Origin of the sequence: Streptomyces sp. NPDC088733 (assembly GCF_044751185.1) — a bacterium.
GTDB lineage: Bacteria > Actinomycetota > Actinomycetes > Streptomycetales > Streptomycetaceae > Actinacidiphila.
The window spans coordinates 307,642-331,828 of record NZ_JBIVLH010000007.1 but is presented as its reverse complement, the minus strand read 5'-3'; the positions used below and the strand labels follow the sequence as shown (position 1 = coordinate 331,828).

General features: G+C 72.0%; 25 protein-coding genes and 1 riboswitch. Of the genes, 18 read left to right on the top strand and 7 right to left on the bottom strand.

Going from position 1 to position 24,187, the window contains the following annotated elements; genetic code table 11:
* The first annotated feature begins 54 nt into the window (after window positions 1–54).
* The 5 genes from ACIP64_RS16070 (at window position 55) to ACIP64_RS16050 (ending at window position 2,996) form a co-directional block, all read left to right on the top strand.
* Window positions 55–765, top strand: coding sequence for a molybdopterin-dependent oxidoreductase (locus tag ACIP64_RS16070; RefSeq protein ID WP_401586374.1), 711 nt, complete (start codon window positions 55–57; stop codon window positions 763–765).
* Window positions 749–1,429, top strand: a complete 681-nt coding sequence (locus ACIP64_RS16065; protein WP_401586372.1) for a cytochrome b/b6 domain-containing protein — start codon at window positions 749–751, stop codon at window positions 1,427–1,429. Before ACIP64_RS16070 ends, ACIP64_RS16065 begins: the two co-directional genes overlap by 17 nt.
* 198 nt (window positions 1,430–1,627) lie before the next feature.
* Window positions 1,628–2,077, top strand: coding sequence for a phospholipase (locus ACIP64_RS16060; RefSeq protein ID WP_401586369.1), 450 nt, complete (start codon window positions 1,628–1,630; stop codon window positions 2,075–2,077).
* A gap of 131 nt (window positions 2,078–2,208) precedes the next feature.
* Window positions 2,209–2,418 carry an HTH domain-containing protein gene (locus ACIP64_RS16055; protein WP_319658245.1) on the top strand — a complete coding sequence of 70 codons (210 nt, stop codon included), beginning with the start codon at window positions 2,209–2,211 and terminating at the stop codon, window positions 2,416–2,418.
* A gap of 2 nt (window positions 2,419–2,420) precedes the next feature.
* Window positions 2,421–2,996: a Clp protease N-terminal domain-containing protein gene (locus ACIP64_RS16050; protein WP_401586365.1), complete on the top strand. Its 576-nt coding sequence runs from the start codon at window positions 2,421–2,423 to the stop codon at window positions 2,994–2,996.
* Window positions 2,997–3,327: 331 nt separating this feature from the next.
* Here the strand turns inward: ACIP64_RS16050 and ACIP64_RS16045 are convergent, their stop codons facing one another.
* Together ACIP64_RS16045 and ACIP64_RS16040 are read right to left on the bottom strand one after the other, a co-directional pair.
* Complete coding sequence (locus ACIP64_RS16045; protein WP_401586363.1) at window positions 3,328–4,593, bottom strand: D-arabinono-1,4-lactone oxidase; 1,266 nt, start codon at window positions 4,591–4,593, stop codon at window positions 3,328–3,330.
* A 178-nt stretch (window positions 4,594–4,771) separates the two neighbouring features.
* A complete protein-coding gene (locus ACIP64_RS16040; protein ID WP_401586361.1) occupies window positions 4,772–5,269 on the bottom strand; it encodes a peptidylprolyl isomerase in 498 nt (165 codons plus the stop codon).
* A 97-nt stretch (window positions 5,270–5,366) separates the two neighbouring features.
* Here ACIP64_RS16040 and ACIP64_RS16035 point away from each other — a divergent pair, with 97 nt between their 5' ends.
* The gene (locus ACIP64_RS16035) at window positions 5,367–6,005 is read left to right on the top strand and encodes a GNAT family N-acetyltransferase (RefSeq protein ID WP_401586359.1); all 639 of its coding nucleotides are present in this window, start codon (window positions 5,367–5,369) and stop codon (window positions 6,003–6,005) included.
* Between the two features lie 36 nt (window positions 6,006–6,041).
* On the opposite strand, the gene ACIP64_RS16030 is transcribed toward ACIP64_RS16035, so the two are convergent.
* Window positions 6,042–7,049, bottom strand: coding sequence for an aldo/keto reductase (locus ACIP64_RS16030; protein ID WP_401586357.1), 1,008 nt, complete (start codon window positions 7,047–7,049; stop codon window positions 6,042–6,044).
* Between the two features lie 587 nt (window positions 7,050–7,636).
* A riboswitch (cyclic di-AMP (ydaO/yuaA leader) is annotated at window positions 7,637–7,846 on the top strand.
* A 4-nt stretch (window positions 7,847–7,850) separates the two neighbouring features.
* Between ACIP64_RS16030 and ACIP64_RS16025 the strand changes: the two genes are divergently transcribed.
* The 3 genes from ACIP64_RS16025 (at window position 7,851) to ACIP64_RS16015 (ending at window position 12,172) form a co-directional block, all read left to right on the top strand.
* On the top strand, window positions 7,851–8,987 hold the full coding sequence (locus tag ACIP64_RS16025; protein ID WP_401586354.1) for a transglycosylase family protein: 1,137 nt from the start codon (window positions 7,851–7,853) through the stop codon (window positions 8,985–8,987).
* Between the two features lie 204 nt (window positions 8,988–9,191).
* Window positions 9,192–10,007 (top strand): SAM-dependent methyltransferase, encoded by an 816-nt coding sequence (locus ACIP64_RS16020; RefSeq protein ID WP_401586352.1) that lies wholly within the window; start codon window positions 9,192–9,194, stop codon window positions 10,005–10,007.
* Window positions 10,004–12,172: a putative bifunctional diguanylate cyclase/phosphodiesterase gene (locus tag ACIP64_RS16015; protein WP_401586349.1), complete on the top strand. Its 2,169-nt coding sequence runs from the start codon at window positions 10,004–10,006 to the stop codon at window positions 12,170–12,172. The genes ACIP64_RS16020 and ACIP64_RS16015 overlap by 4 nt, the downstream gene beginning before the upstream one ends.
* A gap of 147 nt (window positions 12,173–12,319) precedes the next feature.
* On the opposite strand, the gene ACIP64_RS16010 is transcribed toward ACIP64_RS16015, so the two are convergent.
* Window positions 12,320–13,165: an alpha/beta fold hydrolase gene (locus ACIP64_RS16010; protein WP_401586346.1), complete on the bottom strand. Its 846-nt coding sequence runs from the start codon at window positions 13,163–13,165 to the stop codon at window positions 12,320–12,322.
* Window positions 13,166–13,303: 138 nt separating this feature from the next.
* On the opposite strand from ACIP64_RS16010, the gene ACIP64_RS16005 reads away from it, so the two are divergent.
* The 5 genes from ACIP64_RS16005 to ACIP64_RS15985 all read left to right on the top strand — a co-directional run bounded on the left by ACIP64_RS16005 (window position 13,304) and on the right by ACIP64_RS15985 (window position 17,053).
* Entirely contained in the window at window positions 13,304–14,650 is a 1,347-nt protein-coding gene (locus tag ACIP64_RS16005) for a PLP-dependent aminotransferase family protein (RefSeq protein WP_401586344.1), read from the top strand.
* A gap of 135 nt (window positions 14,651–14,785) precedes the next feature.
* Window positions 14,786–15,169 (top strand): hypothetical protein, encoded by a 384-nt coding sequence (locus ACIP64_RS16000; RefSeq protein WP_401586341.1) that lies wholly within the window; start codon window positions 14,786–14,788, stop codon window positions 15,167–15,169.
* Window positions 15,166–16,089, top strand: coding sequence for a transcriptional regulator (locus ACIP64_RS15995; protein ID WP_401586338.1), 924 nt, complete (start codon window positions 15,166–15,168; stop codon window positions 16,087–16,089). Before ACIP64_RS16000 ends, ACIP64_RS15995 begins: the two co-directional genes overlap by 4 nt.
* Before the next feature lie 80 nt (window positions 16,090–16,169).
* A complete protein-coding gene (locus ACIP64_RS15990) occupies window positions 16,170–16,562 on the top strand; it encodes a roadblock/LC7 domain-containing protein (RefSeq protein WP_319658275.1) in 393 nt (130 codons plus the stop codon).
* Window positions 16,563–16,678: 116 nt separating this feature from the next.
* Window positions 16,679–17,053: a hypothetical protein gene (locus ACIP64_RS15985; protein ID WP_360910506.1), complete on the top strand. Its 375-nt coding sequence runs from the start codon at window positions 16,679–16,681 to the stop codon at window positions 17,051–17,053.
* 90 nt (window positions 17,054–17,143) lie between these two features.
* On the opposite strand, the gene ACIP64_RS15980 is transcribed toward ACIP64_RS15985, so the two are convergent.
* Complete coding sequence (locus ACIP64_RS15980) at window positions 17,144–17,581, bottom strand: hypothetical protein (protein WP_401586334.1); 438 nt, start codon at window positions 17,579–17,581, stop codon at window positions 17,144–17,146.
* A gap of 348 nt (window positions 17,582–17,929) precedes the next feature.
* Here ACIP64_RS15980 and ACIP64_RS15975 point away from each other — a divergent pair, with 348 nt between their 5' ends.
* On the top strand, window positions 17,930–19,108 hold the full coding sequence (locus tag ACIP64_RS15975) for an acyl-CoA dehydrogenase family protein (RefSeq protein WP_401586331.1): 1,179 nt from the start codon (window positions 17,930–17,932) through the stop codon (window positions 19,106–19,108).
* 81 nt (window positions 19,109–19,189) lie between these two features.
* Here the strand turns inward: ACIP64_RS15975 and ACIP64_RS15970 are convergent, their stop codons facing one another.
* Window positions 19,190–19,669 (bottom strand): hypothetical protein, encoded by a 480-nt coding sequence (locus ACIP64_RS15970; protein WP_401586328.1) that lies wholly within the window; start codon window positions 19,667–19,669, stop codon window positions 19,190–19,192.
* A 227-nt stretch (window positions 19,670–19,896) separates the two neighbouring features.
* Window positions 19,897–20,949: a LacI family DNA-binding transcriptional regulator gene (locus tag ACIP64_RS15965; protein ID WP_401586326.1), complete on the bottom strand. Its 1,053-nt coding sequence runs from the start codon at window positions 20,947–20,949 to the stop codon at window positions 19,897–19,899.
* A gap of 149 nt (window positions 20,950–21,098) precedes the next feature.
* Between ACIP64_RS15965 and ACIP64_RS15960 the strand changes: the two genes are divergently transcribed.
* Genes ACIP64_RS15960 through ACIP64_RS15950 form a run of 3 tightly spaced genes read left to right on the top strand, consistent with a single transcriptional unit; the run spans window position 21,099 to window position 24,165 of the window.
* The gene (locus ACIP64_RS15960) at window positions 21,099–22,403 is read left to right on the top strand and encodes an ABC transporter substrate-binding protein (protein ID WP_401586323.1); all 1,305 of its coding nucleotides are present in this window, start codon (window positions 21,099–21,101) and stop codon (window positions 22,401–22,403) included.
* 14 nt (window positions 22,404–22,417) lie between these two features.
* Window positions 22,418–23,347 carry a carbohydrate ABC transporter permease gene (locus tag ACIP64_RS15955; protein ID WP_401586321.1) on the top strand — a complete coding sequence of 310 codons (930 nt, stop codon included), beginning with the start codon at window positions 22,418–22,420 and terminating at the stop codon, window positions 23,345–23,347.
* Window positions 23,347–24,165, top strand: coding sequence for a carbohydrate ABC transporter permease (locus tag ACIP64_RS15950; RefSeq protein WP_401586318.1), 819 nt, complete (start codon window positions 23,347–23,349; stop codon window positions 24,163–24,165). Before ACIP64_RS15955 ends, ACIP64_RS15950 begins: the two co-directional genes overlap by 1 nt.
* Window positions 24,166–24,187 lie beyond the last annotated feature (22 nt).

Below are 24,187 nucleotides of genomic sequence, written 5' to 3'. Positions count from 1 at the left end.
TACGGGGTGGCCGGGCACTCTGTAGGCGGCGTTCACGGGATTACGGTGAGGGACATGGAAAGCAAGGGCACGCCGGTGGGCCGGCGCGTGGTGCTCGGCATGGTCGGGCTCGGCGCGCTCGGTGTGGCGGTGGGCAGCCGGGTCCAGGACGGTCTGGACTCGGCGCTGTCGCAGGTGACGAGCAAGGACCCCACCGGTCTGACGGGGCTGCTGCCGGGCGGCGGGGGATTCCGCTTCTACAACGTGACCAGTTCGATCCCGCGGCGCGACGCCACGAACTACCGGCTCACCGTCTCCGGACTCGTCGACCGCCAGGCCGGTTACACCCTCGCCGACCTGCGGGCCATGCCGCAGACGCACATGGTGCGCGATGTGCAGTGCGTCACCGGGTGGCGGGTGGACGACACCGCGTTCGAAGGGGTGCGGCTGTCCCATCTGCTCGACCTCGCGGGTGTGCGGGACGGGGCCGGCGCCGTCCGCTTCACGTGCTTCGACGGCGCCTACACCGAGAGCCTGACCCTCGAACAGGCCCGCAGGGACGACGTGCTGGTCGCCCTGAGGATGCAGGGCAAGCCGGTGACGGCGGCGCACGGCGGTCCGGTGCGGCTGTACGTGGCGCCGATGTACTTCTACAAGTCCGCCAAGTGGCTCTCGGGCATCGAGGTCACCAAGGACGTGCAGCCCGGCTACTGGGAGCACTACGGCTATGACGTCGACGCCTGGGTCGGCCGTTCGAACGGACGCCACGATGCCCCGACTTCCTGAGTCCGTACGTCGGTTCACCCCGGCCGAGCGCTGGGTGCACCGCTCCACGGCGACGCTGATGACGGTCTGCCTGTTCACCGCGGCCTGCCTCTACCTGCCGCCGCTCGCCGAGATCGTGGGCCGCAGGCGGCTGGTCGTCACCGTCCACGAGTGGTCCGGCATCGCGCTGCCGCTGCCCGCGCTCGCCGGTCTGGCCTCCCGCGCGTTCCGGCTCGACCTGCGGCGGCTCAACCGCTTCCTGCCGTACGACAGGACCTGGCTGCGGGCCGCCCTGCGCGGCCGGCTCTACCAGGGGCGCCCGGCGGGCAAGTTCAACGCGGGGCAGAAGCTCTACGCGGCGTTCGCGGCCGGCGCCGTGCTGGTGATGCTGGGCACCGGGCTGCTGATGATGTTCCCGCACCTGACGGCGGTGGTGTGGCGTACGGGGGCGACCTTCGTCCACGACTGGCTGGCGCTGGCCGTCGCGTTCGCGGTGGCGGGCCACTGGTGGATGGCGTACCACGACCCGGAGGCGCGGCAGGGCATGCGCACGGGGTTCGTCACGCAGACCTGGGCGCGGCTCCACCATCCGCACTGGGACCACGCCAAGGAGGCCGTGGAGGCCGAGGACGTCGGGCGGGAGGCGTCCGGGGTCGCGCCGGGGGACCGTTCCCCCCGCTCCTGAACCGTTCGTGATGCGCCGTCGACGACTGACGTCGGCGGCGCTTAGGCATGTTCATGCAGATTTTGCCGTCCCGCGTCTACTCGCATAGACCGCCCGGCGCGAAGCTGATCCGGCAACTTCCGCACCACCCGTGAGATTCCGCATCCGGTGCCACCCCCGTACCCGCGCGCCGCCGCGCGCCCGTCTCTGGAGACCCCCATGCGCCGAATCACCACCGGCTTCGCCGCCACCGTGGCCGCCGTTGTCGCCACCGTCGTTCTGACCACGCCCGCCAACGCCGTCCCCGCCGACAAGGCCCAGGTGCTGTCGAGCTGGACCCAGACCAGCGCCTCCAGCTACAACGCCTGGTGGGCCGCGCGCCAGAACCAGGGTGCCTGGTCGGCCTACGCCTTCGACTGGTCCACGGACTACTGCAGCACCTCCCCGGACAACCCCTTCGGTTTCCCGTTCGCGAACTCCTGCGCCCGGCACGACTTCGGGTACCGCAACTACAAGGCGGCCGGCAGCTTCTCCGCCAACAAGAGCCGGCTGGACAGCGCCTTCTACGAGGACCTGAAGCGCATCTGCGCCGGCTACAGCGGCGCCACCGCGACCGCGTGCAATGGCACCGCGTGGACCTACTACCAGGCGGTCAAGGCCTTCGGCTGACCGGCACCGCCCTTCCCCGTTCCGCCGCGCGCCCGGCCCTCCGTCACGGGGGGCCGGGCGTGTGCGTTCCCCCCCGACCCTCACGTCAACCGCAGTTGACGTGAGTCTCCTGTCAACGTAGATTGACAGTCATGACCGAGGCAACCGATCTCGCCGAACGGGCGGGAGACCGTGATCCACGGATCGGGCTGCGGGCCGTCGCCGCGCTGCGGCGGCTGCTGGAGCAGCTCGAGGCCGTGCAAGTCAGGAGCGCGCGGGCCAAGGGGTGGTCCTGGCAGGAGATCGCCCACGAACTGGGCGTCAGCAGGCAGGCCGTGCACAAGAAGTACGGGAGGAACTGAGGATGTTCGAGAGGTTCACGAAGAGCGCGCGCGACGTGGTGGAGGGCGCTCTCGGGCACGCCGAGAAGGCCCGGGACGAGGCCGTCGCCGAGGAGCACCTGCTGCTCTCGCTGCTCGACGCGGAGGGCACCCGGGCCTCCGGGGTCCTTGCCGCGCTGGGCGTGGACCGGCGTCGCGGGGCACTTGAGGACGCGCTCGCGGAGTCCCGGCGCCGGGGCGGGGTCTCACGGGCCGACGCGGAGGCGCTGGCCGGGCTCGGCATCGACGTGGCCGCGATCGTCGCCCGCGTCGAGGACACGCACGGCGCCGGTGCGCTGGCCGCCGGACGCAGGTCCCGGCGGTGGCGGCCGGCCGGGCGCCCGCCCCTCACGCGGGGCGCGAAGACCGTACTGGAGCGCTCCCTGCGGTCCGCGCTGGCGCGCGGGGACCGCCACATCGGCGATGAGCACATGCTGCTGGCCCTCGCGACCGGTCCGGGCGTGGTGGCGGACGTGCTCACGGAGTTCGGGGCTTCGTGGGCCGACATCGAGCGCGTGCTCGGGGAGGAGGACGGGGGCCGGCGGGCCAGGGCGAGCTGACGGCACGTCGGCGCGAGCGGAATCCGGCTCCGCCCGACCGAAGGCGAGTGTCGGCGGTGAGCCATTCGGGCCGCGGGGCCAACCGCCCCGGGCCCGTCCTGGACCTCCGCCGGGCGCACGTGGTGCACAACCGCGAGGCGAGCCCGGCATCGACATCGTGCCGTGCCGTACTCGCCGCCCGGTCACGGCATCCTCGATGGTGCGCTGCGCTCTCCCGGGCAGCTCGGCGAGGAGGATCGGTCCCCGCCTCCGGCCCGGGTCGCTCCGGCCTGGCTGCCGGGCCAAGGGCGAGCGCATCGCCCCGGTCCCCGCGCCCTCGCGCCGTTGCCGGTCAGCCGCGGGGGAAGTACTCCCGCAGGTAGTCGTTGCCGAACGTGTCCGAGGGGTCCAGGCGGGCGGCGAGTGCGCGGAAGTCGTCGTAGCGCGGGTACAGCCCGGGCAGGTCGGCGGCCGGGACGGTGAAGAGCTTGCCCCAGTGCGGGCGGGCGGAGAACGGCCGCAGGGCCTGCTCGACGGCCTTCAGGGCGGACAGGACGGCGGCCGTGTCGGGGACCCAGGTGAAGTGGAAGGCGACGCTGTCGCGCCCGTAGGCCGGGCTCAGCCACAGTTCGTCGGCCGCGATGGCGCGGATCTCGCCGATTTGCACGGCGGGCGCGAAGTGCTCGCGCACCTCCCACAGGGCGTCGAACGCCGCCGCCGCGTCGGCGCGGTCCACGAAGTACTCGGACTGGATCTCCTCGCCGCTGCTGGGCGTGAACTCCATGCGGAAATGCGGCAGCCGCTCGTACCACGCGCCGACGTCGCCGTTCTGCGGCGTGCAGTGCTCGGCGGGCATGCCGGGGACGGGGTGCCGGGGGCCGTCGGCCAGGACGGCTCCGTGCCACTCGCGCGGCGCCGGGGCCGGCGGCGCGGCGGGGTCCTCGACGCGCTCCTTGAGCCACACCTGTTCCAGCACCGGGTCGTGCCAGCGGGTGAACGCCGAGACGCTGTAGCCGGCGGACATCACCTCGGCGAAGTTCCGGCCCAGTTCCTCGCGCGGCATGTCGTCGTAGACCCACTGGCGCGCGGAGAAGGCGGGGAGCAGGTCCAGCGTCAGGTGCGTCACGACGCCGAGTGCGCCGAGCGCGACGACGGAGCCCTCGAAGTCCGGGTCGCCCCGGCGGATCTCGACGTGCTCGCCGTCGGCGGTGACCAGGCCCAGCGCGCGGACGGCGCCGGCCAGGCAGGTGTTGGTGGTCCCGGAGCCGTGGGTGCCGGTGGCGCACGCGCCGGCCACGGAGATGTGCGGCAGCGAGCCCAGGTTGTGCAGGGCGAAACCGGCCCGGTCGATCGTCCCGGCGATCTCTCCGAAGCGCAGGCCCGAGCTCACGGTCGCGGTCCGCGCGGCGGTGTCGATGTCGACTGCGGCGGGCAGTGCGGCCGTGGAGACGTGGTCGCCCTCGGTGTCGGCGACGGTGCTGAAGGAGTGCCGGGTGCCCAGCGGCCTGATCCGCTCGGAGCGGGCCACGATCTCCTGCAGCGCGCCGACGGACTCCGGGGTGTGGAGCCGCCGTGCGTGGAAGGCGATGTTGCCGCCCCAGTTCCGTTCCGCGGACATCGTGGACGTTCCTTTCCGTCGTGCGGCGCCCGGCGTGCCGTGCGGCCGCCGGCCGAACCGCCCCACCAGGGGTGATCGGCGCCGATGAGGATCGTACGCCGCCCCCGCGCCGGCGGGTCGGGCGCCCGGCACCGGAGGCCGCGCGGGGCGGCCGGGGTGCCGGGCGGCGGGACCTGGGTCAGGCGACCGTGCCGGACTTCGCGATCTCGACGCGGGCGCTGGGGGTGCCGCTGCGCGAGCCGAGGGACTCGATCTTCTTGACGACGTCCATGCCCTCGACGACCTCGCCGAAGACGACGTGCTTGTTGTCCAGCCAGTCGGTGACGATGGTCGTGATGAAGAACTGCGAGCCGTTGGTGTCCCGGCCCGCGTTGGCCATCGACAGCTGGCCCGGCTTGGTGTGCTTGAGCTGGAAGTTCTCGTCGGCGAACTTGGCGCCGTAGATGCTCTTGCCACCGGTGCCGTTGCCGGCGGTGAAGTCGCCGCCCTGGAGCATGAAGTCCGGGATGACGCGGTGGAAGTGGGAGCCCTCGTAGCCGAAGCCGTTCTCGCCGGTGGCCAGCTCGCGGAAGTTCCGCGCGGTCTTGGGCACCACGTCGTCGAAGAGGGTGAAGACGATCCGTCCGGCGGGCTCGCCGTCGATCGTGATGTCGAAGTACACGTCGTTGTTGCTCATGCCGACATTTTCACATCCCCGGTCGCCGCCGCCGACCGCGCCCCGCGCGGGACACGCAGTTGACCAGCCGCGCGGCGGTGCGCATACCATCCGGGACATGCCGGAAACCGTGACCTTGCAGGGCGGACACGTCCGTCTGGAGCCGCTCACCCCGGACCACGCGGACGGGCTGCTGCGTGCCGCGCGGGAGTCCCGCGAGACCTATGGCTTCACCCTGGTGCCGGACGACCCGCCCGCGATGCGGCGGTACGTCGAGGAGGCGCTCGCGGAGCAGGTCACCGGCGCCGCGCTCCCGTTCGCGGTGGTCGACATCGCGCGCGGCGCCGTGGTCGGCTCGACGCGCTTCCTGGACCTCGACTACTGGTCCGCCGTCCCGGCCTGGCCCGCGGGCCGCACCACGCCGCGCCCGGCAGGGGCGCCCACGGTCGCCGAGATCGGCAGCACGTGGCTCTCCGCCTCGGCCCAGCGCACGCCCTGCAACACCGAGGCCAAGCTGCTGCTGCTCACCCACGCCTTCGAGACCTGGGGCGTGCTGCGCGTCACCTTGAAGACCGACGCCCGCAACGCCCGCTCGCGTGCCGCCATCGAGCGCATCGGCGGACGCTTCGAGGGCATCCGCCGCGCCCATGTGCGCGCGACCGACGGCACCGTCCGCGACAGCGCCTACTACTCCGTCCTCCAGGACGAGTGGCCGGACGTGCGGGCCGCGCTGCGGGGCCGCCTCCAGGGGTCCTGACGGCCGGGACCCCCGGGGCGGCGACGCCTGCGGGAGCTACGGGATCTCGACGCCCGCCTCGGCCGACAGGCGGTCGATCTCGGCGAGTTCGGCCGCGGTGAGGGGCTCCGCGTCCAGGGCCGCGAGGTTCTGGTCGAGCTGCGCGACGCTGCTTGCGCCGATGAGCACGGAGACCACCCGCGGGTCGCGCAGGACCCAGGTCAGGGCCAGCTGCGCGAGGGTCTGGCCGCGTTCGCCCGCGAGCTTGTTGAGGGCGTGGAGCAGGGTCAGCTTCTCGTCGGTGAGGGCGTCGCGCTTGAGGAAGTGGCCGAGGGCCATCCGGGAGTCCGCGGGGACGCCGTCGAGGTAGCGGTCCGTCAGCTGGCCCTGGGCGAGCGGCGAGTAGGCGATGAGAGCGGTCCCGGTCTCCCCGACGGCGTCGAGGACGCCCGCCTCGGGGCCGCGCTGCAGCATGCTGTAGGCGGCCTGGTGGATCAGCAGCGGGGTGCCGAGTCCGCGCAGGATCTCCGTGGCCCGGCGGTGGGCGTCCGCGGGGTAGTTGGAGATGCCCGCGTACAGCGCCTTGCCCTGGCGGACCGCGGTGTCCAGGGCGCCCATGGTCTCCTCCAGGGGCGTGTCCGGGTCGAAGCGGTGGGAGTAGAAGACGTCGACGTAGTCCAGGCCCATCCGGCCGAGGGACTGGTCCAGGGAGGCCAGCATGTACTTGCGGCTGCCCCACTCGCCGTACGGGCCGGGCCACATGTCGTACCCGGCCTTGCTGGCGATGAACAGCTCGTCGCGGTACGGGCGCAGGTCCTGGGCGAAGAGGGTGCCGAAGTTGGCCTCGGCCGAGCCGGCCGGCGGGCCGTAGTTGTTGGCGAGGTCGAGGTGGACGACCCCGCGGTCGACGGCGCGGCGCAGCACCGCGCGCTGGGTCTCCAGCGGCGAGGTGTCGCCGAAGTTGTGCCACAGGCCCAGGGACACGGCGGGGAGCAGGACCCCGCTGCGGCCGGTGCGGCGGTACTGCATGGAGGCGTAGCGGTCTTCGGCGGCGAGGTAGGGCACGCGGGGGCTCCCGGTCGAGGTGTGGGTACGGCGGTGCGCTGAGGTGTCGATGTAAGAAAATGTTCGGGATTGGGAGGCTACCCCTGGGGGTTCCGCGCTGTCACCCGGGTTCCCGGCCCTCCCGCGGGGTGGGAAGGGGGCGGGGGCGCCGCCGGGAATCGACGGGTGCGGGCATCGGTTGTCCCGCCGGGCACGACGACGTGCGCGGGCGCCATGACGCCTTCCTGGAGGGCGGGTTGGAACTCCCCTTGTCCTGCCTTATCCGGCATTGAGGGCCGTAAGCGGACATATGTATCCACAGTGCATGCGTAGGCAATAGGTACGTGATGGGTGTCACGCGGCGAACACGCTGCGGCGCCCCGCGGCGACCGAGCGTCGATTTATGCCCCCCATATTCACCACTCGTATACGGCCGTTCGCCCGGGGTCATCAATTCGCCTACACAGAGCGGACACATCTCACGTAACGTCACGGAATTCATTGATCGACTTGCCGGTCGGCAATTGCTGTGATTCAGGACCTTGCCGGGGCGCGATTGCGTCGTTTAGCTTCCAAGTCCCGCAGGCCGGATGCCGGCGGGAATTCTTCCGAGTGGAACGCCTAATCCTGCCGCCACTCGTAAGCCGGATGACAAGACCGCACGGCAGGAGCGGGGGACCCAGGTAAGTGCCGTTCCGTGTCACGGGACGGCTTGGGGTGAAGTCGCAGCGACGTGCCTTTGTTTGGCATGCCTCGATGCGGCCGGGCATCTCCAGCCCGAACCCGACAGCTCACCTCGTAGGCGTCGGAGAGGAATTCCCCATGCCCGCAAAGGGAAAGCACCGTCGTCAGCGGACCAACCGTTTCGTCCGCATCGGCGCATTCGCCGGCACCACGAGTGCCGCGATTGCCCTTCCGGTTGTCGGCGCCACCGGTGCCCACGCCGCTCCGGTGAGCGTCTGGGACAAGGTCGCCAGCTGCGAGAGCACCAACAACTGGTCCATCAACACCGGTAACGGTTTCTACGGCGGCCTCCAGTTCACCCAGAGCACCTGGGCCGGATTCGGCGGCACCAAGTACGCCGCCCGCGCGGACCTCGCGACCAAGGCCGAGCAGATCGCGGTCGCCGAGAAGGTCCTGGCCGTCCAGGGCCCGCAGGCCTGGCCGGTGTGCGGTCCCAAGGCCGGTCTGACCAAGGACATGGCCGACACCTCGGCCACCCCCGAGAGCGTCGCCGGCACCACGGCCCCCAAGCCCGCCACCCCTGCGAAGGACACGACGGCCGGCAAGCCCGCCGGCTCCACCTCCAAGCCGGGCACCGGCGGCAGCTACACGGTCGTCGGCGGCGACACCCTCTCCTCCATCGCGGACGCCCAGGACGTGACCGGCGGCTGGCACGAGCTGTACGCCGCAAACCGGTCCGTCATCGGTGGCGACCCCAACCTGATCCGCCCGGGCCAGGTCCTGGCGCTGAGCGGCACGGTCAAGGTCGCCCTCCCGGACAAGCCCGCGAGCACGCCCGCGCCGGCCAAGCCCTCCACCTCGTCCGCCTCCGGCTACACGGCCCCGCTGGACCACGTCACGCTGGGCACCCCGTACCACCAGGCCGGTTCCATGTGGTCGAAGGGCTACCACACCGGTGTCGACTTCATCGCCTCCACCGGCACCAAGGTGAAGGCGATCGCTTCCGGCACCGTGGTCTCCGCGGGCTGGGGCGGCTCGTACGGCAACCAGGTCGTCATCAAGCACGCGGACGGCAAGTACTCGCAGTACGCCCACATGTCCTCGCTGTCGGTCTCGGCCGGCCAGACCGTCTCCGAGGGCCAGCAGCTGGGCCTGTCGGGCGCCACCGGCAACGTCACCGGCCCGCACCTGCACTTCGAGGTGCGCACCACCGCGTCGTTCGGTTCCGACATCGACCCGCTCGCCTACCTGCGCGCGCACGGCGTCAGCGTCTGAACAACCTGACTGCCCGTCATCCGGCGGTAGTACGTGCCCTGTTCCCCGTACCGCGGGGGCAGGGCACGTGCCGTTGGCGAGTGACCGAAAACGGATCGAATATTTCCATTTCTGGTTTCCTCCCGATCGAACGATCAGTAGCCTCTGAGCCACGCGGCCGTCCCCACGGACCCGTGCCCTGATCCCGACGAGCTGGAGCCGTTGATGGAGCGTCCCGCCTGGGCCCCCCATGGCATCGACCTGTCCGTCCCGAGCGTGTCGCGCATCTACGACTACTACCTGGGCGGATCGCACAACTTCGAGGTCGACCGGGAGGCGGGGCGCCGGGCCATCGAGGCCTTCCCGGGCCTGCCCAAGATCATGCAGGCCAACCGGGCCCTCATGCGCAGGGCCGTGCGCTTCGCGGTGGACGAGGGCATCACCCAGTTCCTCGACATCGGCTCCGGCATCCCCACCTTCGGCAACGTCCACGAGGTCGCCCAGGCCGCGGACCCGGCCGCCCGCGTCGTCTACGTCGACCACGACCCCGTCGCGGTCGCCCACAGCCGCGCCGTGCTCGACGGGCACGGGAACGCCGCGATCGTTGCCGCCGACCTGCGGTCCCCGCGCGACATCCTCGACAGCGAGGAGACCCGCCGGCTGCTGGACCTCGACCGCCCCGTGGCGCTGCTGCTGGTGGCCGTCCTGCACTTCGTCGAGGACGCCGACGACCCCGCCAAGGCCGTCGCCGAACTGCGCGACGCGCTCGCGCCCGGCAGCCTGCTCGTCCTCACCCACGCCTCGGTGGAGGGCGGCCCGCGCCGGCCGGAGGAGGGCGAGCGGGTCGAGAGCGTCTACCGCAGCGCCAGTTCGCCGCTGATCATGCGCTCGCGGGCCGCGGTGGAGGCGTTTTTCGACGGCTTCGAACTCGTCGAACCCGGACTGGTCTCGCCGCCGCTGTGGCGGCCGGACGGCTCGGACGACGACGAACCCGACCCGGTGGTCTTCAGCGGGTTCGCGGGCGTCGGCCGCAAGGTGTGACCGTGGCCACGGAACCCGACCCGGAGCCGGAGCCCGAGCCCGAACCCGCCGACGGCCTGCGGCGCTTCGCGATCATCTGGAGCCGGGCGATCTACCCGGCGACCGCCACCTCCATGACCCGCGGCGAGTTCGAGGAGTACCTGCTCCCGCTCGCCGCGCGGCTGGAGGCGGCCCTGCACGCCCGGCCCTTCGACCCGCGCGCCGCCGCGGAGATCGGCTCGGCGCTGGTGGCCGCGCACTGCACGGACCCCGAGGCGCTGCCCCGCATTCTCGGCGTCGTGGACGCCTATCTGCTGCTGTACTCGCCGCTGGACCCGGCCCTGCCCGCCGACGAGGGCCGTACCCGCTCCGCCCGGCTGCAGCACTGGATCGCCTACGGCTACACGGGCGCGCTGCGCGAACGGACCAGGACGGAGCAGGAGGCCCTGTCCCGGGCCGCGCTCGCCGCCCGCACCGCCGTCGAACAGGCCCTGCACGAGAGCGAGGTGCGCTTCCGCGCCATCTTCCAGGGCGCCTCCATAGGCATCGGCATCGCCGACATGGAGGGCCGCATCCTCGACGTCAACGACGCCCTGACCGCCATGTTCGGCGGCCTGGAACGCCGCATCCTCAGCCGGAACGTCTACGACTGGGTGCACGCCGAGGACGCCCCCGAGGTCTGGGAGATGCAGCGCCAGCTCAACCGGGGCGAACGCGACCGCTACAGCGTCGAGAAGGCGTACTACCGCCCCGACGGCACCGCCCTGTGGACCAACCTGACGGTCTCCCTGCTCCGCGACCCCGCAGGAGTCCCGCAGTACATGCTCGCGCTGATGGAGGACATCACCGAGGAGCGCCTGCTCAGCGAGCGGCTGCGGTACGAGGCCACGCACGACGCCCTCACCGGGCTGGCCAACCGGAACCTGTTCTTCGAGCGTCTGGAACAGGTGCTCGGCGGCGCCGAGGGCTCCCGCGTCGGGGTCTGCTACCTCGACCTCGACGGCTTCAAGGACGTCAACGACAGCCTCGGCCACGCGGTCGGCGACCGGCTGCTGGTGGCCGTCGCCGAACGGCTGAAGGCCTGCGTCACCTCGCCGGACCAGCTCGTCGCCCGGATCGGCGGCGACGAGTTCGCCGCGCTCGTCGTCAACCCGGCCAGCCGCGCGGACGTCACCGGCCTCGCCGACCTCGTCCTGGCCGCGCTCGCCGACCCCATCCGCGTCGACGACCGCGAACTCTCCGTGCGGTGCAGCATCGGCATCGTGGAGGGCCAGGCCGGCAGCCTCGGCCCGGCCGAGGTGCTGCGCAGCGCCGACATCACCATGTACCGCGCCAAGGCCGCCGGAGGGAACCGCTTCGAGCTCGCCGACCCCGACTCCGACGCCCGCGCCATCACCCGGCACGGGCTCACCAACCAGCTGCCCGTCGCCCTGGAGCGCGGTGAGTTCTTCATCGAGTACCAGCCGCTGGTCCGGCTCTCCGACGGCAGCGTGCGCGGCGCGGAGGCGCTGGTGCGCTGGTGCCACCCGGTGCACGGGGTGCTCGGCCCCGACCGGTTCATCGCGCTGGCGGAGAGCACCGGGCTGATCGTGCCGCTCGGCCACTGGGTGCTCCAGCAGGCCGCCTGGCAGGCCAGGGACTGGCAGTTCCCGCGCAGCGACGGCCACCCGCTGCGGATCAACGTCAACCTCTCCCCGGCGCAACTGGGGCATCACGGCCTGGTCCCGGAGACACTCGCCGTCATCAAGGACGCCGGTCTGGAACCGACCGCGCTGTGCCTGGAGGTCACCGAGAGCGCCTTCATCGGCGCCGACGAGGAACTGCTGCGCCCGCTGCGGGAGTTCGCCGACCTGGGCATGGCCATCGCGCTGGACGACTTCGGCACCGGCTACTCCAACCTGGCGTCGCTGCGCCGGCTGCCGATCACCACGCTGAAGCTGGACCGCTCGTTCACACGCGGCATGCAGCAGCACCCGGCGGACCCGGTCGACGTGAAGATCGTGGAGGTCGTCGTCGACCTCGCCCACACGCTCGGCCTGTCGGTCACCGTCGAGGGCGTCGAGACCGGCACCCAGGCGGAGTACCTGCGGGCCCTGGGCTGCGACACCGCCCAGGGCTGGTACTACGCCCGGCCCGGCCCGCCGGAACGGCTTCACTCGCTCTCGCTCGTGGACGCGACGGCCTGAGCGGCCGGGCCCGTGTGACGTCGACCTGCTTGTTCGCGGGGGGTGTCGACGCTGCCCACAGGGTCGGGCCGGCGCCCGGCCGGGCCCGCGGGACAGCGACCGTGCCGAAGCTGTCGCAACCCGCGCCGGAACGCCGCGGGTTCGCTCCTATGCGTCCAACCCGCCGAGAAAATCGTGCAGGAGGCCCGTGAAGACCTCGGGCCGTTCAAGGTTGGGCAGATGCCCGGCACCCTCCACGACCGCCAGCCGCGAGCCGGTCACGGCGCGGTGCATGGCCTCGGCCTCGGCGACGGGGGTGAAGGTGTCGTCCCGGCCGACCACGATCAGGGTGGGCACGCGGACGGCGGCGAGCACGGGGCCGTAGTCCGGGCGCCGGGCGCGCCCGCGCAGCGCGGCGGCGGCGCCCTCGGGCGGGGTGCCGCGCATCATCCGCAGCACATGGGCGGCCACGTCGGGCAGCTCGGTGACGTTGTACGGCGCGATCATCCGGTCCAGCACCTCGTCGGCGTACCCCGCCATGCCCTCGTCGAGCAGACGATCGGCCGCCGCCTCTCGGGCCTTCCTGCCGTCCTCGGTGTCGGCGCCGGGGAAGGTGGCGGTGAGGACGAGCGCGGCGACGCGCTCGGGGAAGGCGCGCTGGAACTCCATCACGATCTGGCCGCCCATCGACAGCCCGCCGAGCACCACCCGGGCCAGGCCCAGATGGTCCAGCAGGGCGGCGAGGTCCCGCGCGAAGGTGCTGAGCGGTGTGATCCCCGGGACCACCTCGCTCGCCCCGTAGCCGCGCAGATCGGGGGCGATCACGCGGCGCCCGGTGCCGGCCACCGCCGCCACTTGGGGCGCCCACAGGGAGCGGTCGAAGGGGTGGCCGTGGACGAGCAGCAGCGGGACGGGAGGAGCGCCCCCGGCGCTCCCGCCGCTGCCTCCGTCCCCGTCCCCGCCCTTGTCGTCGTCGTACGCGACGGTGATGCCGTTGACGTGCGCGGTCGCCACGGGCCTTCCCCTTTTCTGCCGGATTCCCCAAATGCCCCACGATGTGGGGGCGTTGGTCGTGATGCTAGGTGCCCTCTCCGGCTCGGTGCAATAAGATCTTTGCTCTCGGTGCAATCCGATCCGCGCTCTGGAGGGGACATGCCGACGGAGGACTACCGCGCGGTCGCGGACGCCGTGGCGGCCGACATCGCCGCGGGACGGCTGCGCCCCGGGGACCGGCTCGCGCCGCAGCGCGTCTTCGCGCGGCAGCGCGGCATCGCCAACTCCACGGCCATCCGCGTCTATGCCGAACTCGCCCGCCGTGGCCTGGCCGTCGGCGAGGTGGGCCGCGGCACCTTCGTCCGCGCCGCCGCGCCCGCGGCCGGCCCCGCGCTCGCCGAACCCGCACGGCAGCGCGTCGACCTGGAGCTCAACTACCCCGTCACGGACGGCCAGCCGGAACTGCTGGCCGCCGGACTCGCCCCGCTGCTGCGCCCGGACGTGCTCGGCGCCGCCCTGCGCCCCCTCACCGCCGACGGCACCCCCGCGGCGCGCGAGGCGTTCGCCGCGCTGCTGTCCGGCCCGGCGTGGCGCCCGGACTCGCGCCGGCTGCTCTTCGCCGGCAACGGCCGCCAGGCCATCGCCGCCGCCGTCGCCGCCCTCGTCCCGCCGGGCGGCCGGCTCGGCGTCGAGCCGCTGACGTACCCCGTGATCGCCTCGGTCGCGGCACGCCTGGGGGTGAGCCCGGTCCCCGTCCCGTGCGACGAGGACGGCATCCGTCCCGACGCGCTTGCCGCACTGCACGCCGGTGCCCCGCTGCACGCCCTCTACCTGCAACCCACCCTGCAGAACCCGCTCGGCGTCACCATGTCCGGCGCCCGCCGTGCCGAACTCGCCGACACCCTCGGTCAGCTGGGCCTGCACGCGGTGGAGGACACCGTGTGGACCTTCCTGCGGCCGGACGCGCCGGCCCCGCTCGCCGCGTTCGCGCCCGATCGCGTGATCCTCGTCGACAGCCTCTCCAAGCGGCTCGCCCCCGGGCTCACCGCGGGCTTCGCCCTCGTCCCCGAGCCGCTCGCCGCGCCGGTGGCCGCCGCCCTGCGCTCCGCCGGCAGCCTTGCCACGGGCTTCGCCCTGGAGGCCGCCACCCGGTGGGCCGCCGACGGGACGCTGGACGCCGTGGCGGCCGCCAAGCGGCGCGACGCAGCCCTCCGCGGGGAGTTGGCGGCCGAGCGGCTGGCCGGCTTCGCCGTGTCCGGGGACCCGCACGCCTACTTCCGCTGGTGGCGGTTGCCCGGCCGGTGGCGGGCCGACACCTTCGTCGCCGCGGCGGCCCGGCACGGCATCGCCGTCACCCCGGCCGCCGCCTTCGCCGCGGGGCGGGGGAGTGCCCCGCACGCCGTGCGGATCGGCCTCGCCTCGCCGTCCCCGCAGGTCCTCGGGGCTGCGCTGGACACGCTCGCGGTGATCGCCAAGGGGGCACCGGAGGACAATTCCGCCGAGTGAGCGCAAGCGGTTCGGAATCCTAGCGAGTCCGTCGCACGTGCCAATGGAAAATGCCGTAACTCACCTGATTCGCGTACGGCTTGAGTAACGTTCCGTGCTGTTCCGTATACCAGACGTGGCGGCGAAGGGGTGCGCGTGCCCGGCATCGACGAATGCCTTTCCGAGGCGTTGGCCATACCCGGTGTGCTCGGGGCGAGCGTGGTCGACTGGAGCAGCGGCCTGATCCTCGGGGCGGTCGGGCAGGAACCGGGACACGGCCACGAGGCCGCGGCCGCGGACACCACGGAGGCGGCCCGGGCGGTCGTGGAGGGGGCCACCTTCACGGCCAAGGAGCCGGGGCGCATCCCGGTGGAGGACATCATCATCACCGCGCCGGGGAGCTACCACCTGATCCGCTTCCTGGACACGTCCTTCGACAGCGACGTCCTCCTGTACATCTGGCTGGACCGGGCGATCGCCAACCTGGCCGTCGCCCGGATCGGGCTCCAGTCCATAGCCGACCGGCTGGTGCTCGTATGACCGGGGCCGAGGCCGCGCGGCCTCCGCTCGCGCTGCGTTCCCTGCCCCGCCGTACGCCGTCCCGGGGCGTCCAGGCGCCCGCCACCGCTCCCGCCCCCGTCGCCGGCGGCCCCGGCCGGTTCGGGGCGTACGCCTTCGGCGCGGCGCTCGCCCGGCTCGCCGACGCGGGAGCCAGCGGGGCGCTGTACGGGTCGGCGGGCGCGGTCTACCTGCGCGACGGCGCCGTCGTGCACGCCGAGAGCCCCTGCGCCCCCGACCTGGGCGTACGGCTGATGGCCTGCGGTCGCCTGACGCCCGACCAGTGGCGTGAGGCGGTCACCGGCGCGGACGTCGGCCGCGGCGTGGGCCGGCACCTGGTGGACACCGGCCGGGTGGCCCGCGGAGAACTCGAACTGTGCCATCTGCTGGCGCTGTTCGACGCCGCGTACTTCACCCTGCTGCCCGACTCGGAGCCCGACCGGTTCCAGCCGGGCGCCACCTCGCGGCTCGGACCGATCTCCCGGCCGGTCCCGGCGCAGCGGATCGCCCGGGAGGCGCAGCGCAGGCGCACCCAGCTGGAACGCGCCTGGCCGTGGGACGACACCGACGCGGGCCCCGTCGTCCCGCGCCCCGGCGAGGAGTTCCGCGGCGGACGGGCCCGCGCCCCCACCCGGGGCCAGCTGGCCGTGCTCGCGGCGGCCGACGGCCGCCGCACCCCCGTCCAGATCGCGTGGCACCTGGGCCGCTCCGCCTTCGCCACGCTGCTGGACGTCCGGCGGCTGGCCGCCGGGGGCCGGATCGCCACCGCGGCCCGGGCCGAGCCGTCCCCACCCGCCCCGCCCCTGGTGGCCGGCGGGCCGCAGCCCGCGGCGCCGGCGTCCACCGATCCCACCGTCGCCCTCTTGCTCCGACTACGTGCCGCCCTGGAGGCCCGCCTGTGAGCGCCCTGCCGACCCGCCCGGCACCCGCCGACCGACCGTGGAGGAAGGCTCTGCGGCAGCTCGCCGGAAGGAGACAGCTCGTGGCACTCGAAGCCGATGTGCTGGCCGAACTCCGGAGTCTGCGCACGAGGGTGCCGCATCTGACGGGCGGTCTCGTCGCCAGCGCCGACGGCCTGGTCGTGGCGCACGACCTCAGCGGGCCGGAACCGGAGGGCGTCGCAGCTCTCACCGCGGCGGCGCTGGGCGTGGCGGCGCGCATCACGGAGGCGACGGAGCGGGGGGCCTTCCGGGAGCTGATCGTCCGCGGGGACAGCGGATATGTCGCGGCGTACGCGGCGGGCAGCGCGATGGCCCTCGCCCTGGTCGCGGGCCCCGGCTCCAACGTGGGCCGGCTGCACCTGGAGGCCCGCCGATCCAGTCGACGGATCGAGGATCTCGTCGACCTCGCGCTCCAACGTCAGGAGCGGAAATGACCGTACGACCGTCTTCACCAGCCGACAAGCCGTCGGGCACCGGACGCGGCCGCGCCGCCACGGGTCCCAGGCATTCATCACGCAACAGAACTCAACGACAAGGAAGCGAGACCGTCATGGCCAACACCGAGACCGCGCTGAAGGATGTAATGACGTCGATCGAGGGCGTCCTGGGCGTCGCTCTCGTGGACTACGGCAGCGGCATGGCCCTGGGCACCCTCGGTGGTTCCAAGGACCTCGACCTGACCGTCGCGGCCGCCGGCAACACCGACGTCGTCCGCGCCAAGATGCGCACGATGGAGATGCTCAACCTCAAGGAGCACATCGAGGACATCCTGATCACCCTCAACACCCAGACCCACATGATCCGGCTGCTGACCGGGCGTTCGGGCAAGGGCCTCTTCCTCTACGTCGCGCTGGACAAGGACCGCGCGAACCTGGCGATGGCCCGCCACCAGCTCAAGCGCATCGAGTCCGACCTGGAGATCTGACCCTGCCCGACCCGAGCACCCGCGGCCGGTGACGGCCCGGCACACCAGGCGACGCCGCCGTGTGCCGGGCCGGTCCCGTGCGGAGGGGGATCAGCCGTTCGCCGGGGCGGAGCCGGTGGGAGCGGCCGAGTGCGAGCCGTGCCCCGCGTGGTGCTGGCCCTCCTCGACGGTGCCGCCGAGCTCCTTGCGGACCGGTTCCAGGGCGTCGGGGTCGGCCTCGACCACCCAGCGCTCGCCCACCAGGTACGAACCGCCGTACGGCTGCGCCTCCTCCAGCCAGGACTTCTGCCCCGCGGCACTGGCGAAGGTGACCATCACGTACGCCCCGCGCGGCGTCGTGCACGCCCCTTGGCGCAGTTCGTCGACGTCGGTCTGCACCTGCGGGGTGCAGCCGATCGCCCGGCCGATCCGTTCCAGTGCCACCGGGCCGTCCGGCGTCCCGGAGTCCTGGCCGCCACAGGCCGTCCCGAGCAGCGCCACCGCCACGGCGGCGGCCGCCCGCGGACCCCACGTACGGATCACGGACACCCGCATCACCCTTCCCCAGCGTCCACACCGGCCGCACCGATCGCACAGCCGCCCACGCGCACCGCGCGCCCGCAGACGGTATCCCGGACCTCGTGGAACCCGTACGGCCTTGCGAAAGCCGTGTCCGTCCGGCAGGCGATATGACAAAATCCGCCGCCGGCCTCCGGGGAGGCCGGCGACCCGTGACGCGGGCACCTCCGATCGGGCATACTCCATCGCGCCGAAGCCGCAGGTCGGACCATGCCGTGACCCGGCGGGAGACCATGGGCGGAGGGTACGTATACCGGTAGCGCCGCCACATCCTGGGCGGACGCCGCCGCCGCGCCCGACAGGGAGGAGAGCGCCGCCATGACCCACGACGGCCCCCAGCCGGTGGAACGCCAACTGCCCACCGAGGAGGCCCGCGACCTGCTCACGCTCGTGCGAGAGCTGGCCCAGCGGGAGATCAAGCCCAAGGCGGCCGGGGAAGAGGACGCGGGCATCTTCCCGCGCGACACCTTCCGCCTGATCGGCGAGGCCGGCCTGCTCGGCCTGCCCTATCCGGAGGAGTACGGCGGCGGAGGCCAGCCGTACGAGGTGTACCTCCAGGTGCTGGAGGAACTGGCCGCCGCCCGGCTCACGGTCGGCCTCGGCGTCAGCGTGCACACCCTGGCCTGCCACGCGGTCGCCCACTTCGGCGCCAAGGAGCAGCGCACCGAGTACCTGCCCGCGATGCTGGAGGGCTCGCTGCTGGGCGCCTACGGCCTGTCCGAGCCGGCGTCCGGCTCGGACGCCGCCTCCCTGCGCACCCGGGCCACCCGGGTGGACGAGGGCTGGCGCATCGACGGCACGAAGGCGTGGATCACCCACGGCGGCGTCGCCGACTTCTACACCGTGCTCGCCCGCAGCGGCGCCGAGGGCCCGCGCGGCATCACCGCCTACCTCGTCCCGGGGGACGCCGAGGGACTGTCGGCGGCGCCGCCGGAGAAGAAGATGGGCATGAAGGGCTCGCCCACGGCCCAGCTGCACCTCGACGGGGTCACCGTGCCCGACGCCCGCCGGATCGGCGAGGAGGGCCAGGGCTTCACGATCGCGCTGTCCGCCCTCGACTCCGGGCGCCTCGGCATCGCCGCGTGCGCGATCGGCGTCGCCCAGGCGGCCCTCGACGAGGCGCTCGCCTACGGCATGACCCGGCGGCAGTTCGGCCGGCCCGTGGTTGACTTCCAGGGCCTGCGCTTCATGCTCGCCGACATGGCGACCCGGATCGAGGCCGGCCGGGCCCTGTACCTCGCGGCCGCCCGGCTGCGCGACGCCGGCCGGCCGTTCTCCCGGCAGGCCGCCATGGCCAAGCTGTTCTGCACCGACGCCGCGATGCAGGTGACCACGGACGCGGTCCAGCTGCTCGGCGGCTACGGCTACACCGCCGACTTCCCCGTCGAGCGGTACATGCGCGAGGCCAAGGTCCTGCAGATCGTCGAGGGCACCAACCAGATCCAGCGGATGGTCATCGCCCGCAGCCTCGCCGGACCGGAGAGCAAGGCCCCGTAGCCGTACGCCCGCGCCCGGGCCCGTGACGCCCCGGTGCCGCGCCGTCCGTGAGGATCGGCGCGGCACCGCGGCCGCGCGAGCTCAGGCGGCGTGCTGGAACCGCAACCGGATCGGCTGCGAGCCGGGGCCCCCGACGTGCGAGAAGGGCTGCATACGCCAGTCGAGGCCGTCCGGCAGCGTGAGCAGCTGCCCCCAGTCCTGGTCCTCGGCGGAGTCCTCCCCGTCGGCCGGGGTCGCGTCCGCGGCGGGCCGGCCCGAGCCGGGGCAGACCGTCAGCCCGAAGGGATTCCACGGCGACGAGCACAGCGCGTGCTCCGGCAGCACGTCCTCGTCGGCGAGCAGCGCGATCGGGCGGGCGCAGTCGGGGCAGTGCAGACGGAAGATCTCGTACGCCTCGTCGTCGAAGGCGTCGAAGGCGTCATCGGTGGAGTCCGGAACGGAGTCGGCGTCGGAGTCCGCGTCGTCCGCCGTCAGGAGCGCGAGCACCTGGGTGCGTTCGTGCTCCTCCCCGAGCGCGGCTGTCGTGCCTTCGCCGCGGCTGTGTCGCGCGTGGGTACGCATGGGTGCATCTCCCCCTCAGAAGAACGCCCATCAGTGGGGCCGGCCAGGGCTCTCGGCCACGGCCATAGCGAGCATTTCCCGCCACCCGGGTGCGGTAATCACCGTCACTGCCACGACCGTTGACATCGGGTGTGGCCTTCGTCACACGATGCCGCCGAAGGGACTTCCGTGCCCACCGCGACGCTGCCGTGCGCCCGCCGTGCGCCCTCCCCGCGGTCGCCGCGCGCTCAGCCGGCGTCCGGACCTGTGGTGTCGCGGGGCGGGGCGGTGCTCTTCCTGACGACCAGTCGGACACCGAGCTCCACGCGCATGGTGCCGAGATCCCCCGCGTCCCCGGAGTGGGCCATCCGCAGCAGCATCTGCGTGGCCTCCTCGGCCATTTCGAGCAGCGGCTGATTGACGGTGGTGAGCGCCGGGCTCGCCCACTGCGCCAGCGGGATGTCGTCGTACCCGACGACGGACAGGTCGCGCGGCACCTGAAGTCCCTTGACCCGCGCGGCCTCCAGGACACCGAGCGCCTGCAGGTCGCTGCCCGCGAAGATCGCGGTCGGCGGCTCGGGCCGCTCCAGCAGCTCGATCGCGCCGTCGTGGCCGCCCTGCACATGGAAGTCCCCGTACCGGATGAGATCGGGGTCCACCGCGAGCCCGGCCATACCCATCGCCGAGCGGAAGCCGTCGAGCCGGGCGAGCGAGCAGAGCATGTCGTCCGGGCCGGTGATGATCCCGATGCGGCGGTGGCCGAGCTCGATGAGGTGCCGGGTGGCGGCCACCCCGCCGGCCCAGTTGGCCGAGCCCACCGAGGGCACGTCGGGCTCGGGGTCGCCGGCCGGATCGATGATCACGAAGTTGATGGCCCGCGAGCGCAGTTTGCGCTTCAGGTCGTCCGGGAGCGTGGAGAACACCAGGACGACGCCGAGCGGCCGGCGCCGCAGCACCCCCTCGATCCACTCCGGGCCGGGGGCGTGCCGAGTGCCGCTCTCGGTGAGCACCACGCTCATGTTGCGGCTCTTGGCGACGTTCTCCACGCCGCGGATCAGCTCCATGGCCCAGATGCTCTCGAGTTCGTGGAAGACGATCTCGATCAGCCGGGACTCGGGCTGGGTGGGCGCCGGGCGCTGGTAGCCGTTGGCTTCCAGCAGCCGTTCGACCTTGCTCCGGGTCGGCGCGGCGACGTCGGGACGGCCGTTGAGGACTTTCGAAACTGTCGAAAGTGACACGCCGGCTTTCGAAGCCACGTCGGCCAGGGTGATCCGGCCGCCCTCGATCTCATCTTCATGCATGGCGCACAGGATAGAGCACCCCGCTCGCCGCTGTTCGATAACGGTTTGGTCCCGGGGATTCCACCCTGTTGACCCCGGGCTGAGGGAAGCCTACGGTCCGTCGTCAGGCGAATTTCGGCAAAGTAGCCGAAACTTTCGAGAGGTCGAAGATGAAGAAGCGTGCGTGGTTCCCCCGTGCCGTCGCCGGTGGTGCGGCACTGGCACTGGGCCTGACCCTGACGGCCTGCGGCGGTGGCGACTCCTCCGCCGGCGGCGGTTCCGGGACGATTCACGTCCTGGTGTACGGCGACTCCGCCAACAAGGTGGAGAAGCAGATCGTGGCCGAGTTCAACAAGACCTCCAAGGTCAAGGCGGTCCTCGACACCATCCCCGGTGCGGACTACCAGCAGAAGCTGCAGACGATCATCAACACCAAGCAGGCTCCCGACGTCTTCTTCAACTGGGGCGGCGGCAGCATCCAGCCCTTCGTCAAGGCGGGCCTGCTCCTGCCGCTCGACGACTTCATCGCCAAGGACCCCGGCCTGAAGGACAACTTCCTGTCCTCCGTGTTCAACACCGCGGTGATCGACGGGAAGGCCTACGGCGTCCCGATGCGCGGCACCCAGCCCGTCCTGATGTTCAACAACAAGAAGGTCCTCGCGGACGCGGGCGTCCAGCCCCCGCAGACCTGGGACGAGCTCGTCGACGCGGTCAAGAAGCTCAAGGCCAAGGGCGTCACCCCGATCGCCCTCGGCGGCGGCGACCAGTGGCCCACCCTGATGTGGTTCGAGTACCTCTACGACCGCATAGCCGGCCCGGAGCTGTTCACCAAGGCGCTGTCCGGCGACAAGAGCGCCTGGGAGAGCGAGGACAGCAAGAAGGCGCTGGACATGATCAAGCAGCTCATCGACGCCGGCGCCTTCGGCACCAACTACGACTCGGTGAAGTTCACCGACGGCGGGTCGCCCGCCCTGCTGGCCGCCGGCAAGGCCGGCTTCGAGCTCATGGGCTCCTGGGAGTACTCCACGCAGCAGGACGCCAACCCGGACTTCGCGAAGAACGACCTCGGCTACACCTCCTTCCCGACCGTCACCGGCGGCAAGGGCGACAGCGCGGACATCGTCGGCAACACCAACAACTTCTACTCGGTGCTGAAGAAGACCGAGCACCCGGACGCGGTCGCCGAGTTCCTCAAGCTCATGTACTCCGACGACTTCGTGAAGCAGCAGCTGGCCATCGGCAACCTGCCGACCACCACGAACACCACCAAGTTCCTCGACACGGCCGACAACCCGGACTACCTGAAGTACCAGTTCGACCTGGTCGACAAGGCCCCGTCCTTCCAGCTGTCGTGGGACCAGGCCTACCCGCCCTCGGCCATCACCCCGATCCACCAGGCCGTCCAGCAGTTCTTCAACGGGCAGATGGACGCGGCGGCCTTCATCAAGGCCATGCAGGCCCTGCCCACGGCCTGAGAGCGACGACCCCCATGGTTTCCCTCGCCGCCACCGTGACGGGCAAGCGACAGACCCAGCGCCCGGCCGGCCGCACCGTCGGCCGGCCGGGCCTGGCCTGGGCGCTCCCCGCCACCGTTTTCTTCGCCCTGTTCGCCCTCGTTCCGCTGGTGATGGTCGCGGTGCTGTCCTTCACCGCGTGGAACGGCCTCGGCTCGCCGGAGTACGCCGGCTTCGGCAACTGGGTCCGGCTCTTCCAGGACCCCGTGATGATCAAGAGCCTCTGGCTGAGCGTCCTGCTCACCGTGCTCGGCGTCGTCGTCCAGACCCCGCTGAGCATCCTGCTCGGCGTGTGGGCGGCCGGCCCCGAACGCAACCGGGCCGTGCTGTCCGCGATCTTCTTCGTGCCGCTGCTGCTCTCCGCGACCGCCGTGTCCGTGCTGTGGCGCGCGCTGCTCGACCCCAACTTCGGCGTCCCCTCGCAGGCGCGCTGGCTGTTCGGCGACGGCAACCTCTTCGGCACGCAGACCGCCGCCATCGGGGTGCTGGTGTTCGTCAGTACGTGGCAGTTCACCCCGTTCCACGCGCTGATCTACCAGGGCGCCACCCGGGCCATTCCGCAGGTGCTCTACCAGGCCGCGGAGATCGACGGGGCGGGCACCGTACGGCAGTTCTTCCACATCACGCTGCCGCAGCTGCGCAACTCGATCATCACCTCGGTGATCCTCATGGTCGTCGGCGGTCTCACCACCTTCGACACCGTGCTGATCCTCACTCAGGGCGGCCCCGGTACCGACACCACCATCAGCGCCTACTACATGTACGACAAGGCCTTCAAGGGCTTCGACTTCGGCGCGGGCGCCGCCATCGCGCTGATGCTCGTCGTCGTCGCGACCGTGATCTCGCTGGTCGTGGTCAAGGTCTCCGGCTACGACAAGATGGCCGGCACCAAGGAAGGGCTCTGATGAGGCGCCGCCCCAACTACCTGGCGGGCCTCGGCGCCCTGCTGTGGCTCGCGCTGGTCGGCCTGCCGCTGTACGTGATGCTCGGCGCGACCGTGCAGTCGCGCTCGGCGTACAGCGCGAACGGCCCGCTGTCCTTCCCGAAGTCCTTCACCCTGGACAACTACCTCCAGGACTTCAGCAACGGCTTCGGGCAGTACTTCCTGAACACCGTGGTCGTCACCGCCAGCGTCGTCGCCATCGTCGTGCTGCTCGTGCCGCCGCTGGCGTTCACGATCGTCCGCAACCGGGGACGCGGCACCTCCGGGGTGTTCCGGCTCTTCCTGCTCGGGCTGGCCATCCCCGCCCAGGCGGTGATCGTCCCGATGTTCTACGTGATCAGCAAGGCCGGGCTCTACGACAACCTTGTCGGCGTCATCCTGCCGACGGCGGCCTTCTGCCTGCCCGTCTGCACGCTGATCCTCACCGGCACCATGCGCGACATCACCACCGAACTCTTCGAGGCCATGGCCGTGGACGGCGCCTCCGTGAGCCGCACCTTCTTCCAGCTGGTGGTGCCGCTGTCCAAGAGCGGGCTGTCGACGATCGTCGTCTTCTCCGCGCTCCAGGCATGGAACGGCTTCCTCTTCCCCCTGGTGCTCACCCAGTCGGACGAGACCAAGGTGATCACGCTGGGCCTGTACAACTTCCGGACCCAGTACGGCATCAACATCCCCGGCCTGCTGGCCGCCGTGGTGCTGTCGACCATTCCCGTCCTGCTCGTCTACCTGTTCGCCCGCCGTGCCCTCGTCCAGGGGCTGATGGGTGTCGGAGGAAAGTGAACGACAACGTGACCGCCGACTC